This is a genomic window from Achromobacter sp. 46006, from assembly GCF_059761975.1.
In genome coordinates this window covers 1-15,014 of record NZ_JCBANN010000022.1, presented here as the reverse complement: position 1 = coordinate 15,014, position 15,014 = coordinate 1, and the positions used below count along the sequence as shown (strand labels likewise).

General features: G+C 66.1%; 11 protein-coding genes. 6 read left to right on the top strand and 5 right to left on the bottom strand.

Annotated elements, in window-relative coordinates:
- Positions 1-3 precede the first annotated feature (3 nt).
- From AC6LKG_RS12950 to leuC, 5 genes are all read right to left on the bottom strand, one after another.
- Positions 4-1,626 carry a type IV pilus assembly protein FimV gene (locus tag AC6LKG_RS12950; RefSeq protein WP_498164918.1) on the bottom strand — a complete coding sequence of 541 codons (1,623 nt, stop codon included), beginning with the start codon at positions 1,624-1,626 and terminating at the stop codon, positions 4-6.
- A 269-nt stretch (positions 1,627-1,895) separates the two neighbouring features.
- Positions 1,896-3,026 (bottom strand): aspartate-semialdehyde dehydrogenase, encoded by a 1,131-nt coding sequence (gene asd / locus AC6LKG_RS12945; protein ID WP_498164916.1) that lies wholly within the window; start codon positions 3,024-3,026, stop codon positions 1,896-1,898.
- Between the two features lie 235 nt (positions 3,027-3,261).
- Positions 3,262-4,338, bottom strand: a complete 1,077-nt coding sequence (gene leuB, locus AC6LKG_RS12940) for a 3-isopropylmalate dehydrogenase (RefSeq protein ID WP_498164914.1) — start codon at positions 4,336-4,338, stop codon at positions 3,262-3,264.
- 37 nt (positions 4,339-4,375) lie between these two features.
- The gene (gene leuD, locus AC6LKG_RS12935) at positions 4,376-5,026 is read right to left on the bottom strand and encodes a 3-isopropylmalate dehydratase small subunit (protein ID WP_498164913.1); all 651 of its coding nucleotides are present in this window, start codon (positions 5,024-5,026) and stop codon (positions 4,376-4,378) included.
- Between the two features lie 22 nt (positions 5,027-5,048).
- Positions 5,049-6,452, bottom strand: coding sequence for a 3-isopropylmalate dehydratase large subunit (leuC, locus tag AC6LKG_RS12930; protein WP_498164912.1), 1,404 nt, complete (start codon positions 6,450-6,452; stop codon positions 5,049-5,051).
- 516 nt (positions 6,453-6,968) lie between these two features.
- On the opposite strand from leuC, the gene AC6LKG_RS12925 reads away from it, so the two are divergent.
- The 6 genes from AC6LKG_RS12925 to AC6LKG_RS12900 form a co-directional block, all read left to right on the top strand.
- Positions 6,969-8,480 (top strand): TolC family outer membrane protein, encoded by a 1,512-nt coding sequence (locus AC6LKG_RS12925; protein WP_498164911.1) that lies wholly within the window; start codon positions 6,969-6,971, stop codon positions 8,478-8,480.
- A 23-nt stretch (positions 8,481-8,503) separates the two neighbouring features.
- A complete protein-coding gene (locus tag AC6LKG_RS12920; protein WP_175134144.1) occupies positions 8,504-8,716 on the top strand; it encodes a hypothetical protein in 213 nt (70 codons plus the stop codon).
- Positions 8,700-10,865, top strand: coding sequence for a type I secretion system permease/ATPase (locus tag AC6LKG_RS12915; protein ID WP_498164910.1), 2,166 nt, complete (start codon positions 8,700-8,702; stop codon positions 10,863-10,865). Before AC6LKG_RS12920 ends, AC6LKG_RS12915 begins: the two co-directional genes overlap by 17 nt.
- Before the next feature lie 7 nt (positions 10,866-10,872).
- Entirely contained in the window at positions 10,873-12,309 is a 1,437-nt protein-coding gene (locus AC6LKG_RS12910; RefSeq protein WP_498164909.1) for an HlyD family type I secretion periplasmic adaptor subunit, read from the top strand.
- A 19-nt stretch (positions 12,310-12,328) separates the two neighbouring features.
- Positions 12,329-12,985, top strand: coding sequence for a helix-turn-helix transcriptional regulator (locus AC6LKG_RS12905; protein ID WP_498164908.1), 657 nt, complete (start codon positions 12,329-12,331; stop codon positions 12,983-12,985).
- Positions 12,986-13,069: 84 nt separating this feature from the next.
- Positions 13,070-15,014 (top strand): retention module-containing protein (locus AC6LKG_RS12900; protein WP_498164907.1); only part of this gene is annotated, 1,945 nt, incomplete at its 3' end.

Sequence of the window (15,014 nt, the reverse complement as noted above, 5' to 3'; positions counted from 1 at the left end):
CGCTCAGACCTGGGAGCGGCCCGCCGGACGCGGTTCGTCCGTGGGAGGCTGATCGAGATCGAGGTTGATGGCGTCGAGCTTGCGGTTGAGCGCCGCCGTATCGAGCGCCGGCTCGTTGTAGTCATAGGTTTCTTCATCGTCGTCACCACGGCGGGCGCCGGCGCGCCGCAACATCCAAGCAATGGCGAAGGCGATCAGCGCCAGCACGGCGGTGACGATGATGAGCAGATTGTCGGCCAACCAGGCCGGCATGGAAGAAGTCAAATCCTTATCCTTGTTCTGATCCGCCGCGGCTCCCGCAGCGGCCTTGTCTTGTTGCGCGGCGGCGGTCGACGCACTTGTGGCACCCGTCGCGCCTGCGGCACCCGGCGCACCTGCCGCGCCCGTCGCGCCTGCGGCACCCGTCGCGCCTGCGGCACCCGTCGCGCCTGCGGCACCCGTCGCGCCTGCGGCACCCGGCGCACCTGCGGCACCTGTCGCGCCTGCGGCACCCGGCGCACCAGCGGCACCTGTCGCACCCGCGGCGCCCGTCGCACCCGCGGCACCCGTCGCACCTGCGGCGCCCGGTGTCCCCGAACCGCCCGCGGCGCCCTGTTCGGCCACCGCCTTGTTCAATTCACTGACATTGCTCTCTAGCTGACTCACCCGGCCCTGCGCATCCGCCATCGCGCGCTCGTTGGAAACCCGTTGGTCGCCCTGCGCTTCGGCCTGCGCCGCGGCCGCGCCCTGGGCCTGTCCGGAGGACAGGCGCACCCGATCCTGCGGCTGCGTGGCCGTGGCCACGCCCGTATCACCGGGCCGGGCCACGCTGCCGGAGCTGGCGTCCTGCCCCTTGACCACGGCGGGATTGGCGCCGGCCGCCGCCCCCAGGCGGGCACGGTAGCGGGCGAAGGCCTCGGCGTGTTCGTTGAAAATCCGGCGCGCCTCGGCGGGATCGATCGCGCGCACCGTGGCCGCATCAGGGATCGCCAGCTTGTGCCCGGCCCGCACCAGATTCATATTGTTCTGGATGAACGCGTCGGGATTGGCACGCCACAGCGCCACCAGCATCTGATAGACCGAGGCATTGGGCACCGCGTTGCGCCGGGCGATGGCGAACAGCGTGTCGCCCGATTTGACATTGATCGCGCCGGTGCTGCCCCCCGCTCGGCCCGGCGCGCCCACCGCCGCCGGCGTGACGTCGGCGCCTGCGCCGCGCAACGGCACCAGGATGCTGACCTGCACCTGCCGCTGTCCGGCGCTGGAGCTGATGTCCAGCAACAGATCGACCGCGCCGCTGGCAGGCGCCTGGGTCGAGCGCACCCGCAGGTTCTTGCGGGTCGGATCCATGCCGTCCTCGACCCGCACCACCATGCTGGCCAAGGGCGCGGGCGGCTTCAGGCCCGCGCGTCGCCAAGCCGCCTCGTCGGCCACAGATACCCGCAGCGATGCCACTTCGTCAGCGGACAATTCCTGCAGCCCCACCAACGCCTGCAGCGGCGCGCCCGGCGCCGACACGACCCGTGAATGTCCGATCCGCATCGCCAGCGCCGGGCTGCAAGCGCCCGCGCCTATCGCCAGCGCGATCGCCCACTGGAGGGCCTTCAAACGGCGGGCATGCTTCACTTGGCGCGAACGCTGGGTCATAAGCTGGAATTCCGTTCTTGTCGTCGAATAATCGGGCGCGGGCTGTTCGTGGCGATCGCGTGAGAACAAGCCTCAATTCACTGGAAAAGTGTAATGGATCGAGCGCGTTTCACAAACCTGAAAGGCGCATCGGCGTTGGCTGGCGGGCACATTGCCAGCCGCATCCGATGCGCCGGACGTCCCGGCGCAAACGACAAGGGCACCCGAAGGTGCCCTTGTGGATACGGCCTCGCAGCCGAGCGGGCGGCCCGCGCGCCGCCCGCCAGGCCTCAGGCTTCGGCCAGTGCGATGCGCAGCATGCGGCGCAGCGGCTCGGCGGCGCCCCACAGCAACTGGTCGCCGACGGTGAAGGCGCTGAGGTATTGCGGACCCATCGACATCTTGCGCAGGCGACCCACCGGAATATCCAGGGTGCCCGTGACCGCGACCGGGGTCAGGTCGCGGATGGTGTCTTCCTTGGTATTGGGAATCACCTTGGCCCACTGCGTGCCCTGCGCGATCAGCGCTTCGATCTCGTCCAGCGGCAGGTCGCGCTTGAGCTTGATGGTCAGCGCCTGGCTGTGGCAGCGCATCGCGCCGATCCGCACGCACAGGCCGTCGATCGGGGTGGCGGCGGTGCCGAAGGCGGCGCCACGGCCGAGAATCTTGTTGGTCTCGACCTCGCCCTTCCATTCTTCCTTGGACATGCCGTTGCCCAGGTCCTTGTCGATCCAGGGAATCAGGCTGCCGCCCAGCGGCACGCCGAAGTGCTCGTGGGGCAGCGCATCGTCCTTCTGCTTGGCCAGGATGCCGCGGTCGATTTCCAGGATGGCCGAGGCCGGGTCGTCCAGCAGCGGCTTGACGGCGTGGTTCAGTTCGCCGAACTGGGTCAGCAGTTCGCGCATGTGCTGCGCGCCGCCGCCGGAAGCGGCCTGATAGGTCATGGTGGTCATCCAGTCGACCAGGTCGTTGTTGAACAGACCGGCCAGGCCCATCAGCATGCAACTGACCGTGCAATTGCCGCCGATGAAGTTGCGCACGCCGCGCTTGAGCGCCGCGTCGATCACGGGACGGTTGACCGGGTCCAGCACGATGATGGCGTCATCGGCCATGCGCAGCGTGCTGGCTGCGTCGATCCAGATGCCGTTCCAGCCCGCGCCGCGCAGCTTCGGATAGACCTCGGAGGTGTAGTCGCCGCCTTGCGCCGTCACGATGATCGGCAGTTTTTTCAGAGCGTCAATGTTGTAGGCATCTTGCAGCGGGCCCGCGCCAGTCGCCCAAGTGGGGGCGGCGCCGCCAGCGTTGCTGGTGGAGAAGAACACCGGTTCGATCAGTGCGAAGTCGTTCTCGTCGCGCATGCGTTGCATGAGCACCGAGCCGACCATACCGCGCCAGCCGACAAGGCCTACTGCTTGATTCATTTCAATCGCTCTTTAAAGGTGGGGACAAGGTGTGGTGAAAAAACGTGCAATAACCCAACAATTTATCAGAATGCACGCGCAGATGTTGCGGCGCAGCTTGAAAAAACGGGGCCACAAGCCACGGCGGCGCGCTTTCGCGGCACCGAGGCAACACGCCAATGCATAGGGCCGCCCGGTGGGCGGCCCCCCTCGATACGAGGCTGCGCGCCCAAGGGCGCGGCCCCTTGGGATCCGATCAGGCCAGGGCCTTGAGGACGGCGTCGCCCATGCCCGAGGTGCTGACCTTGGTGGTGCCAGGCTCGAAGATGTCGGCCGTGCGCAGGCCATCGGCCAGCACGCGGCGCACGGCGGCCTCGATGCGGTCGGCCTGCGGCGCCAGGTTCAGCGAGTAGCGCAGCAGCATCGCGGCCGACAGGATGGTCGCCAACGGATTGGCGATGCCCTGGCCGGCGATGTCGGGCGCCGAGCCGTGGCTGGGCTCGTACAGGCCCTGGCCGCCGGCGTTCAGCGAGGCCGACGGCAGCATGCCGATGGAGCCGGTCAGCATGGCGGCTTCGTCCGACAGAATGTCGCCGAACAGGTTGCCGGTGACGATCACGTCGAACTGGCGCGGGTTGCGCACCAGCTGCATGGCGGCGTTGTCGACGTACATGTGCGACAGCTCGACATCCGGATAATCGCGCGCCACTTCGATGACGATGTCGCGCCAGAACTGCGAGGTCTCGAGCACGTTGGCCTTGTCCACGCTGCACAGCTTCTTGTTGCGCTTCTGGGCGGATTCGAAGCCGATGCGGGCGATGCGGCGCACTTCCGATTCGGCGTAGCGCATCGTGTCGTAGCCTTCGCGCTCACCGCTGAAGGCGCCGTCCGGCGACGAGCGCACGCCGCGCGGCGTGCCGAAATAGATGTCGCCGGTCAGCTCGCGGATGATGAGGATGTCCAGGCCGGACACGATCTCGGGTTTGAGCGACGAAGCGCTGGCCAACTCGGGATACAGGATGGCGGGACGCAGGTTGGCGAACAGGCCGAGCGCCTTGCGCAGGCCCAGGATGGCCTGCTCGGGGCGGAATTCGCGCGGCAGGCTGTCGTACTTCCAGTCGCCGACGGCGCCGAACAGCACGGCGTGCGATTCCTTGGCCAGCTTCAGCGTGGCCGGGGGCAGCGGGTGCTCGAACTCGTCGAAGGCGGCGCCGCCGACGGCGGCCTGCTTGATATCGAACGGCACGTCCAGCGCCTTCAGGACGCGCACGGCCTGTTCGATGATTTCGGGGCCGATGCCGTCACCCGGCAAGACTGCGATGTTATGAGTCATGGAAAAAACGGTCCTGTGGTCGATGGGATGAGTCGGGTCAGGCGATCGGACGGCTTTCCAGCCAGGGATGGCGGGCCAGGCGCTCGGCCTCGAAGGCGCGGATCTTGTCCGAATGGCGCAGGGTCAGGCCGATGTCGTCGAAACCGTTGAGCAGGCAGTACTTGCGGAACGGCTCGATGTCGAACTTCATGGCGCGGCCATCGGCCGCCACCACCACCTGGCGGTCCAGGTCGATGTTGAGCTTGTAGGCCGGGAAGGCCTTCACTTCGTCGAACAGGCGCGCCACTTCAAGCTCGGACAGCACGATCGGCAACAGACCGTTCTTGAAGCTGTTGTTGAAGAAGATGTCGGCGTACGACGGCGCGATGATGGCGCGGAAACCAAACTGCGTCAGCGCCCAGGGCGCGTGCTCGCGGCTCGAACCGCAGCCGAAGTTCTTGCGCGCCAGCAGCACCGAAGCGCCCTGGTAACGCGGCTGGTTCAGCACAAAATCGGGATTGAGCGGACGTTTGCTGTTGTCCATGCCCGGCTCGCCATGATCCAGATAGCGCAGCTCGTCGAACAGGTTCGGGCCAAAACCGGTGCGCTTGATGGACTTGAGGAACTGCTTGGGGATGATGAGGTCCGTGTCGACGTTTTCGCGGTCGAGCGGAGCCACCAGGCCTTCGTGAGTGGTGAATGCTTGCATGATGTCGGTACTCGGTTGGCGCTTAACGGAACGTGCGGACGTCGACGAAATGGCCGGCCACGGCGGCGGCGGCGGCCATCGCCGGGCTCACCAGGTGGGTGCGGCCGCCCTGGCCCTGGCGGCCTTCGAAGTTGCGGTTCGAGGTCGAGGCGCAACGCTCGCCCGGTTCAAGCCGGTCGGCGTTCATGGCCAGGCACATCGAGCAGCCCGGCTCGCGCCATTCGAAGCCGGCTTCGATGAAGATCTTGTCCAGGCCTTCGCGCTCGGCCTGCTGCTTGACCAGCCCGGAACCCGGCACGACCATGGCCTGGCGCACGTTGGATGCAACGCGCTTGCCGCGCGCAACGACGGCGGCGGCGCGCAGGTCCTCAATGCGCGAATTGGTGCAGGAGCCGATGAAGACGCGGTCCACGCGGATGTCGGTCAGCGGCGTGTTGGGCTTGAGGCCCATGTATTCCAGCGCGCGCTCCATGCCGCTGCGGCGCACGTCGTCTTTTTCGCGGTCGGGGTCCGGCACGCGCGAATCGACCGGCAGCACCATCTCGGGCGAGGTGCCCCAGGTGACCTGCGGCTTGATGTCGCGGGCGTTGACTTCGACCACGGTGTCGAACTTGGCGCCTTCGTCGGTATGCAGCGTGCGCCAGTAGCCCACGGCCTGGTCCCACAGCACGCCGGACGGCGCGAACGGGCGGCCGCGGAAGTATTCGATGGTCTTGTCGTCGACGGCGACCATGCCGGAGCGCGCGCCGGCTTCGATGGCCATGTTGCAGACCGTCATGCGGCCTTCGACCGACAGCGCACGGATGGTGCTGCCGGCGAACTCGATGGCGTGGCCGGTGCCGCCGGCGGTGCCGATGATGCCGATGACGTGCAGGACGACATCCTTGGCCGTACAGCCGAACGGCAGTTCGCCTTCGACCTTGATCAGCATGCTCTTGGCTTTCTTCATGAGCAGCGTCTGCGTGGCCAGCACGTGTTCGACTTCGGAGGTGCCGATGCCGAAGGCCAGCGCGCCCAGCGCGCCGTGCGTGCTGGTGTGCGAGTCGCCACAGACCACGGTCATGCCCGGCAGGGTCGCGCCCTGCTCCGGCCCGATCACGTGGACGATGCCCTGGCGCAGGTCGTTCATGCGGAATTCGGTGATGCCGTACTTGTCGCAGTTGGCGTCGAGCGTGTCGACCTGCAGGCGCGAGATCGGATCATCGATACCCTGCGCGCGGTTCATCGTGGGCACGTTGTGGTCGGCGACCGCCAGGTTGGCGCCGTTGCGCCACGGTTTGCGCCCGGCCATGGCCAAGCCCTCGAAGGCCTGCGGGCTGGTCACTTCGTGCAGCAGGTGGCGGTCGATATAGAGCAGACAGGTGCCGTCTGATTCCTGGTGGACGATATGGGCGTCCCAGAGTTTGTCGTAAAGGGTTTGGGCCATGGATGCGCTCTGCGAATAGACAATCCGGCTGGTGCCTGGCGCAGGGCCCGCAATGGATCCCGACGCCGGCCGCTGCGGCATGGAGAGGATTATGCCCAGGCTCCCAACCTAGTACAACCACACCAAATATACTAGTACTAAAAATACCATGGTGCCGCGCGCCGGGCCTGATGGCACGGCCGTGTGACGCTGGCAACAGCGGCAAATTCCGGATAATCAAAAAACCACATCCAGAAAAACTATTTAGATACAAAAGACGCAACCGGATATAATCGCGTTTCAATGTGGCAAAGCAGAAACCGCAATAATGCGAAATAAAACGCATCAATGGTTTTTGATTAATCCGTCCATATTGAATTTCGTACAAATCACGTCATTTTTCGTGATCTATTACGAAATAAATTCCGACGGGCCGGCAAATTCCGTCAAGACTTAACAAACCTTGACTCGCCAATTCTGACATTTGCAAACAATATGCCGGCTATCAATCTCCCACTTGACTCGCGAATAATCCCTATGGCTTCGTTTCTGCTCAAAACCACGGTTTCCGCCCTGGCCTTTGCGTTCGTTCCCGCCACGTTTGCCCAGCAGCCAGCGGCAATGGATTCCAGCTCTGCGGCTCCCGGTACCACTACCCTGAACCAGATCGTCGAGCAGACCCTGCTCAGCAATCCGGAAATCCAGGCCAAGTACCACGACTTCCAGGCTTCTCTGGAAGGCCAGGCGGTGGCCCGCGGCGCATTCTTCCCGCAGGTCAACGCGATCGGCTACGTCGGCCGTGAATACCGCAATAACGTGCCGGGCGCGGGCTCGCAGAACTGGAACCGCCCCGGCTACAACTTCGAGTTGCGCCAGCTGATTTTCGATGGTTTCCGCACCAGCAACGACGTCAAGCAGGCCGGTTTCGACAAGCTGGCGCGCTTCTATGACGTGCTGGCCACCAGCGACAGCACCGCCCTGGCCGCCGTGCAGGCCTATATCGACCTGCAGCGCTACCGCGACATGGAACTGCTGGCCCGCCAGAATTATTCGCTGCACGAGGAAACCCTCAAGCAGATCGGCCAGCGCGCCGAGTCCGGCGTGGGCCGGCGTGTCGACCTGGAACAGGCCGGCGGCCGCCTGGCGCTGGCCCAGACCAACCTGATGACCGAAACCACCAACCTGCTGGACGTGCAACAGCGCTTCCAGCGCGTGACCGGCGCATTGCCGCCCGAGTCGATGCAGCCGGTGCCCGATGTATCCGACAAGCTGCCGACCAAGCCCGGCAACTTCAATGAGTCGCTGCGCCGCAATCCCAGCTTCCTGTCCAAACAGGCCGCGCTGCAAGCGGCGGAGGCCGGCGTCGCCTCGTCCAAGGGCGCGTTCTCGCCCAAGTTCGAGTTCGTCGCCGCCACCGGCCGCGATCAGAACGACCCCACGCCGGAGAACCGCAACATCCGCAGCTCCAGTGTCCAGTTGGTCATGAACTACAACCTGTACCGCGGCGGCGCCGATTCGGCGCGGGTGCGCCAGACGGCGGCCCAGTCGTATGCCGCGCGCGACGTGCGCGACTACACCTGCCGCAACGTGCAGCAGGATCTGGCCGTGGCCTGGAACAACATCACCAGCCTGCAGGAAAAGCTGCCCTTCCTGCGCGACCACGAAATGGCCACGGCCAAGGTGCGCGACGCCTACCGCCAGCAGTTCCAGATCGGCCAACGCACCCTGCTCGACCTGCTCAACACCGAGAACGAGCTGTTCGAATCGCGCCGCGCCCTGACCAACGCCATCTATGACCTGAGGCTGGCGCAGTATCGCTGGCTGGCGCTTTCGCATAAGCTGCTGCCAGCGCTGACGCTGCAGCCCGCGCGCAACGAGATGCCCGAGGAGAACGGCAAGCTGGTGGTGTCCGACGACGTCATTCGCCTGTGCAATTCCACGGTGCCCGACTCGGCCCGGCTGACGCCGGTGCGTGTGCAATACAACGAAGGCACCCTGCCGCCCACGCTGGTGCCGCTGAACGCGCCCGCCGCCCAGGCCCGCCCCTGACGCGGCGCGCGCAAGGAGGCCGTATGGCTACTGAGGACAACGACTTTTCACGGTTGGATGCGGACTTTGTCCGTGTGTTGGAAGATTTGATCGACGCCTTGATCGCCAATGGCACCTTGCGCATGACGGACCTGCCAGTACAGGCCCAGCAAAAACTCACCCAGCGCAAGCAGCAGCGCGCGCGCCTCTCGGAGCATCTGGACCTGCTGGATGACGATGATGGACAAGTTATCTGACGCCGCCGCCCGGGAATGGCGCGCCGACGCGCGCGCCGCGCATGACGATCCGTTGCTGGATTGCCTGGTCGAGATCACCCGGCTGCATGGCGTGGCCGCCACCGCCCAGGCGCTGTCAGCCGGCCTGCCGCTGGAAGCGCACCGGCTGACGCCGGCGCTGTTGCCGCGGGCGGCAGCGCGCGCGCAATTGTCTGCGCGCGTGGTCAAGCGCCCGCTCGAAGGCCTGCCGTCCGACCTGTTGCCGGCGATCCTGCTGCTCAACGGCGAGCGCGCCTGCCTGCTGCTCAAAAAGGATGGCGACACCTGTGTGATCAGCCATCCCGAACTGGGCGGAAGCGCCGTCGAGATCAGCGCGGCCGACCTGGAAGCGCAATACACCGGCCTGGTGTGCTTCGTGCGCCCGCAATTCCGCTTCGACGCGCGCGCCCCGGAAGTGGCCAAGGTCCGAGACCGCCACTGGTTCTGGGCCGCCATCATGGAAAACCGGCGCCTGTACCGCGATGCCCTCATCGCCGCCCTGCTGATCAACATCTTCGCCATGGCGATGCCGTTGTTCACCATGAACGTTTACGACCGCGTGGTGCCCAACAACGCCGTCGAGACGCTCTGGGTGCTGGCGCTGGGCATCACCCTGGTGGTGATCTTCAACATGATCCTGAGCACGGCGCGCTCGCACGTGGTCGACAGCGCCAGCAAGCGCGTCGACGTGCGGCTGTCGGCGCAGATCATGGAGCGGGTGCTGGACCTGCGCATGGAAGGCCGTCCGGTGTCGGTCGGCTCGTTCGCCGCCAACCTGCGCTCGTTCGAGTCGATCCGCGACTTCATCGCCTCGGCCACCATCACCACCCTGGTGGATCTGCCCTTCATACTGCTGTTCCTGGCCGCGCTGGCGTGGGTATCACCTTGGCTGGTGCTGCCACCGCTGGTGGCGATCGTGCTGATCCTGCTGGTATCGCTCGCGGCCCAGGCGCGCATGGAAGCCCTGACGATGGCATCGTTCCAGGCCTCGTCGCAGCGCAACGCCACCCTGGTCGAGGCGCTGACCGGGCTGGAATCGGTCAAGACCCTCAATGCCCAGGGCGCGATCCAGCGCAATTGGGAACGCTCCACCGAATTCATCGCCCAGACCGGCGGCAAGCTCAAGCTGATCTCGTCGTCCACCGTCGGCTTCGTGCAAGCGGTGCAGCAACTGGTGTCGATCTCGGTGGTTATCATCGGCGTCTACCTGGCGCAGGAATCGGCCCTGTCGATGGGCGGCATCATCGCCGCCTCGATGATCGCAGGGCGCTGCCTGGCGCCGCTGGGCCAGGTGGCCGGCCTGCTGATGCAATACCAGAACGCCCGCACCTCGCTCGGTTCGATCGACAACTATATGAAGCTGCCGATCGAGCGTCCGGCCGAGGCCGAATTCCTGCACCGCCCGGTGTTCCATGGCGCGCTCGAATTCCGCGATGTCAGCTTCACCTACCCGGGCAGCACCCAGCCGGTGCTCAAGAAAGTCTCCTTCAAGCTCAAGCCAGGCGAGAAGGTAGGCATCATCGGCCGCATCGGCTCGGGCAAGACCACCCTGGAAAAACTGGCCCTGGCGTTGTACCAACCCACCGAGGGCGCGGTCTTGCTGGACGGCGTGGACGTGCGCCAGATCGACCCGGCCGACGTACGCCGCGCCATCGGCCACGTGCCGCAGGACCCGCTGCTGTTCTACGGCAGCCTCAAGCACAACCTGGCCATGGGCGCGCCCTACGCCGACGACGCCAGCATCCTGGCGGCCGCCAACATGGCCGGCGTAACCGAGTTCGCCAACCTGCACCCGAACGGCTTTGACATGCTCATCGGCGAGCGCGGCGAATCGCTATCGGGCGGCCAGCGCCAATCGGTGGCCGTGGCGCGGGCGCTGATCAACGATCCGCCCATCCTGCTGCTGGACGAGCCCAGCAGCAACATGGATCACCAGAGCGAGGCCCAGCTGCGCCGGCGCCTGGGCGAAGCCAGCGCCAACAAGACCATCCTGCTGGTCACCCACCGCACCGCCCTGCTGGAACTGGTCGACCGCCTGATCGTCATCGATAACGGCCATATCGTGGCCGATGGCCCCAAGGAACAGGTCGTCGAAGCCCTACGCCAGGGGCGCGTCGGACGCGGAAGCTGAGAGCCGCATGGACAATACCACCGCCATCCAGAAATCCGCTGCCTCCCGGCCCGGCCTGCTCACGCGGCTGTGGCTCAAGCTGCGCGGCGTTTTCATCTATTTCTTCGACCGCCTGCTAGACGGAGCTGAAAAGGGCAAGCCCAAGGCGCGCACCGATTACGTCGGCAACGCCGAGTGGGTCATCCACGAATCCCAGGCGCGCGGCGCCCGCGTACTGCTGTGGACCAGCCTGCTGGCCGTGGCGCTGTTGCTGCTATGGGCGGGTTTCGGCTCCATCGACGAGGTCGTGCGCGGCGAGGGCAAGGTCGTGCCGTCGCGCCAGGTACAGATCATCCAGAGCCTGGACGGCGGCATCGTCGAGGAGATCCTGGTCAAGCCGGGCCAGGAGGTCGAGGCCGGACAGATCCTGCTCAAGCTCGATCCCACCCGCTTCGCCTCGTCGCTGGGGGAAAACAACGCCGAATACTTGTCGCTGCTGGCCAAGGCCGCGCGCCTGAAGGCTCTGGCGACTGGCGAACCGTTCGTGGCGCCAGAAGAAGTGTTGAAGCAGGCGCCTGGACTGGTCGAAATGGAGCGCAATGCCTGGCAGGCCCGCACCACCGAACTGAACGCCACCGTCAACGTCGCCCGCGAACAGCTCAAGCAACGCCAGGAAGAGCTGCGCGAAACCATCGCCAAGCGCGACCAGGCCTCGACCAGTTGCAGCCTGACTTCGCGCGAACTGCAGGTGACCCGGCCGCTGCTCAAGAGTGGCGCGGTGTCCGAGGTGGACCTGTTGCGCCTGCAACGCGACGTGGCGCGCTACTGCGGCGAACAGAAAGGCGCCGAGGCCCAGATCAGCCGCATCGAGGCGTCGATCAAGGAAGCCCAGAGCAAGATCGAGGAATCCGAGCTGAACATCCGCAACCAGGCCCGCAACGAGCTGTCCGAGACCAACACCAAGCTGGCCACGCTGCGCGAGGGCAAGCTGGCCCTGGCCGACCGGGTCAAGCTGGCGGAGGTGCGGGCGCCGGTGCGCGGCACGGTCAAGACGCTGTTCAACAATACCGTGGGCGGCGTGGTGCAGCCGGGCAAGGACATCATCGAGATCGTGCCCAAGGACGACACCCTGCTGCTGGAAGTGCGCATCCTGCCGCGCGACATCGGCTTCCTACACCCGGACCAGAAGGCCGAGGTCAAATTCACCGCCTACGACTTCGCCATCTATGGCGGGCTGGAAGGCAAGGTCGAGCAGATCGGCGCCGACACCGTGACCGACGAGAAAGGCAATTCCTATTACGTGGTGCGGGTCCGCACGGACCGCAGCACGGTGGGCGACAAGAACCTGCCCATCATTCCCGGGATGGTGGCCGAAGTCCACATCCTGACCGGCAAGCGCACCGTGTTGCAGTACCTGCTCAAGCCGGTGCTGCGCGCGAAGGCCAATGCCTTCACCGAGCGTTAGAGGAGAGCGAGAAGGCTTTATGAAATCCGTTCCCGTCCTGTTGATTACGCACGACGACCTGCTATGGCAGCATTGGCGCGCCCTGGATCCGGCGCGCTGGCTCGCCGCCCGTGGGCGCGGCCTGGCGGACCTGCAACGCTGGCGCGAGCAGGGCCGCACGCTGGTGGTGTTGGACAGCGGCCTGCCGCGGCTGCCGTCCTGGCATGATCCGGTCTGGCAGACCCAGTTCGCCGGCCTGCAGGTGGTGGTGGCCAGTCCCAGCCCCAACGACGACCAGGGCACCCAGGTTCTGGGCGCTGGCGCATTGGGTTATTGCCACTGTTACGCCCCCGCCGCGGCCCTGTCGCAGGCGCTGGAAGTGGTTGCCTCCGGCGGCATCTGGATGGGGCGGTCGCTGGTCACGCGCCTGCTCCGGCTGGTGACGGAGCGGGCCCAGGATTCCCGCTCGTGGGACAACGGCCTGCTGACCGAACGCGAGATCACCGTGGCGCGCTATGCCGCCAGCGGCCAGTCCAACGCCCAGATCGCCGACGCTCTGGGCATCACCGAGCGTACCGTCAAGGCGCATCTGTCGGCGGTCTTCGACAAACTCGAGGTGACCGACCGCCTGCAACTGGCGCTGCGGGTCCACGGCATTTCGGCAGCGGCCGACGTGCGCAGCCAAATCCCCTCCTGAACCTGTCCTCGAGGACAATACCGCCGCGCCCTGCCCGCCTCTAGTATCTGGCCATCTTGGATAACTCCCTGAAACGGAACCAACATGGCCAACACCTCCCCCGCAGTCGTCACTGAAATCACCGGTCGCGCGTGGATACGCAACAGCGACGGTTCCCTGACCGAGTTGCACCAGGGCAGCAACGTGCCCGCCGGTAGCGACATCGTCACGGCCTCGGGCGCCAGCGTGGCCCTGCAAGTGGAAAATGGCATGCCGATCGTGATCGGCGAAGGCCGCGAGGTGGCTGTCACCGGCGACATGGCGGGCCCGTTGGCCGATCCGACCGAGGCGGCGGTGACCCCGCCCAAGGGCACCGACTCCGACCGCCTGCTGGCGGCCCTTCAGGCCGGCCAGGACCCGTTCGAGGTGCTGGATCCGACCGCCGCGACCCTGACCGGCGGCAGCGGCGACGACGGCGGCGGCAGCTTCGTGCGCCTGGCCCGCATCCTGGAAACCACGAGCCCGCTGGACCTGGCCTATCCCAACCCGGGCTCTGGCACCGACACGATCGATCGCGCCGCCAGCGGCACGGGCACGGCCGCCGCGGGCGACACCAACAACGCACCGCTGGCCATCGATGACACCGCCCGCACGGACGAGAAGAGCGTCGTGCGCGGCAACCTGCTGGTCAACGACAGCGACCCCGACGGCGATCCCCTGACCCTGGTCTCGATCAGCGGCCGCCCCATGACCTCGGGCGGCGTCAGTGTCACCGGTTCCAATGGCGGCACCTTCACTGTGCTGCCTGACGGCAGCTACACCTTCGTTCCCGGCAACAGCTTCCGGCACCTGCCCGAAGGCCAGACCGCCACCACCACGATCACCTACGTCGTCACCGACCCGAGCGGCGCCACCTCCACCGCCACCGTGGAAGTGACCGTGGTCGGCGTCAACGACCCGGCCCAGATCACCCCCGCCCAGCCTGGCGACGATGCCGGCACGGTGGTCGAGGACGAAAAATCCACCGCTAACGGCAAGCTCAACGTGGTCGACGCCGACGACGGCCAGTCCTTCTTCGTGGCCGTGGCCGAACGCCCCGGTGTTTACGGCACGTTCTCGATCGACGCCAATGGCAACTGGGTCTACAACCTGACCCAGACCGACGCGCGCGTGCAGTCGCTGGCCGTGGGCGAGACGCTGACCGAGACCTTCACCGTCACCACCGCCGACGGGACCACCGGCACGGTCACCATTACCATCAACGGCACCAACGACGCCCCGACGATCACGGGCGAAGCTGCCGGCGCCGTCAAGGAAGACGGTACGCAGGAAGTGACGGGCCAACTCGACAAGCACGACGTCGACACCAGCGACACGCATACCTGGTCCGCCAACGACGGCGGCAAGGGCCAGTACGGCACCCTTACGGTCGACCAGACTGGCAAATGGACCTACGTGCTGGACAACGACAGCGACAAAGTCCAGGCCCTGGCCGAAGGCCAGCAAGTCACCGACACCATCAGGGTTACCGTCGATGACGGCCATGGCGGCAAGGCTACACAGGTCATCACGGTCACGATCACCGGCACCAACGACGCGCCGACCATCAGCGGCACCACGATCGGCGAAATCCGCGAGGACGACACCCGCGACACCGTTTCCGGCCAGTTGACCCAGCAAGACGTCGACACCAACGACACGCACACCTGGACCGTCGGCAACGACGGCAAGGGCCAGTACGGCTCGTTCACGGTGGACGGCACCGGCAAATGGACCTACACGCTGGACAACGCCAGCGACAAGGTCCAGGCCCTGAAGGACGGCGAGACGGTCACCGACACCATCACCGTGACGGTCGATGACGGCAACGGCGGCACGGCGACCGAAACCATCACCGTCACCATCACCGGCACCAACGACACCGCCGTCATCACCCCGAACCAGCCGGGCGACGATGCCGGCTCCGTCAAGGAAGACGGCAACCTGACCACCGGCGGCAAGCTGGACGTCACCGACAAGGATGCCGGCGAGGCCACCTTCAACGCCCAGA

Coding starts and splice junctions, on each gene's coding strand:
- asd (WP_498164916.1), bottom strand. CDS start 3,026: ATGAATCAAGCAGTAGGCCTTGTCGGCTGGCGCGGTATGGTCGGCTCG.
- AC6LKG_RS12910 (WP_498164909.1), top strand. CDS start 10,873: ATGGACAATACCACCGCCATCCAGAAATCCGCTGCCTCCCGGCCCGGC.
- AC6LKG_RS12920 (WP_175134144.1), top strand. CDS start 8,504: ATGGCTACTGAGGACAACGACTTTTCACGGTTGGATGCGGACTTTGTC.
- leuB (WP_498164914.1), bottom strand. CDS start 4,338: ATGACTCATAACATCGCAGTCTTGCCGGGTGACGGCATCGGCCCCGAA.
- leuC (WP_498164912.1), bottom strand. CDS start 6,452: ATGGCCCAAACCCTTTACGACAAACTCTGGGACGCCCATATCGTCCAC.
- AC6LKG_RS12915 (WP_498164910.1), top strand. CDS start 8,700: ATGGACAAGTTATCTGACGCCGCCGCCCGGGAATGGCGCGCCGACGCG.
- leuD (WP_498164913.1), bottom strand. CDS start 5,026: ATGCAAGCATTCACCACTCACGAAGGCCTGGTGGCTCCGCTCGACCGC.
- AC6LKG_RS12925 (WP_498164911.1), top strand. CDS start 6,969: ATGGCTTCGTTTCTGCTCAAAACCACGGTTTCCGCCCTGGCCTTTGCG.
- AC6LKG_RS12905 (WP_498164908.1), top strand. CDS start 12,329: ATGAAATCCGTTCCCGTCCTGTTGATTACGCACGACGACCTGCTATGG.
- AC6LKG_RS12950 (WP_498164918.1), bottom strand. CDS start 1,626: ATGACCCAGCGTTCGCGCCAAGTGAAGCATGCCCGCCGTTTGAAGGCC.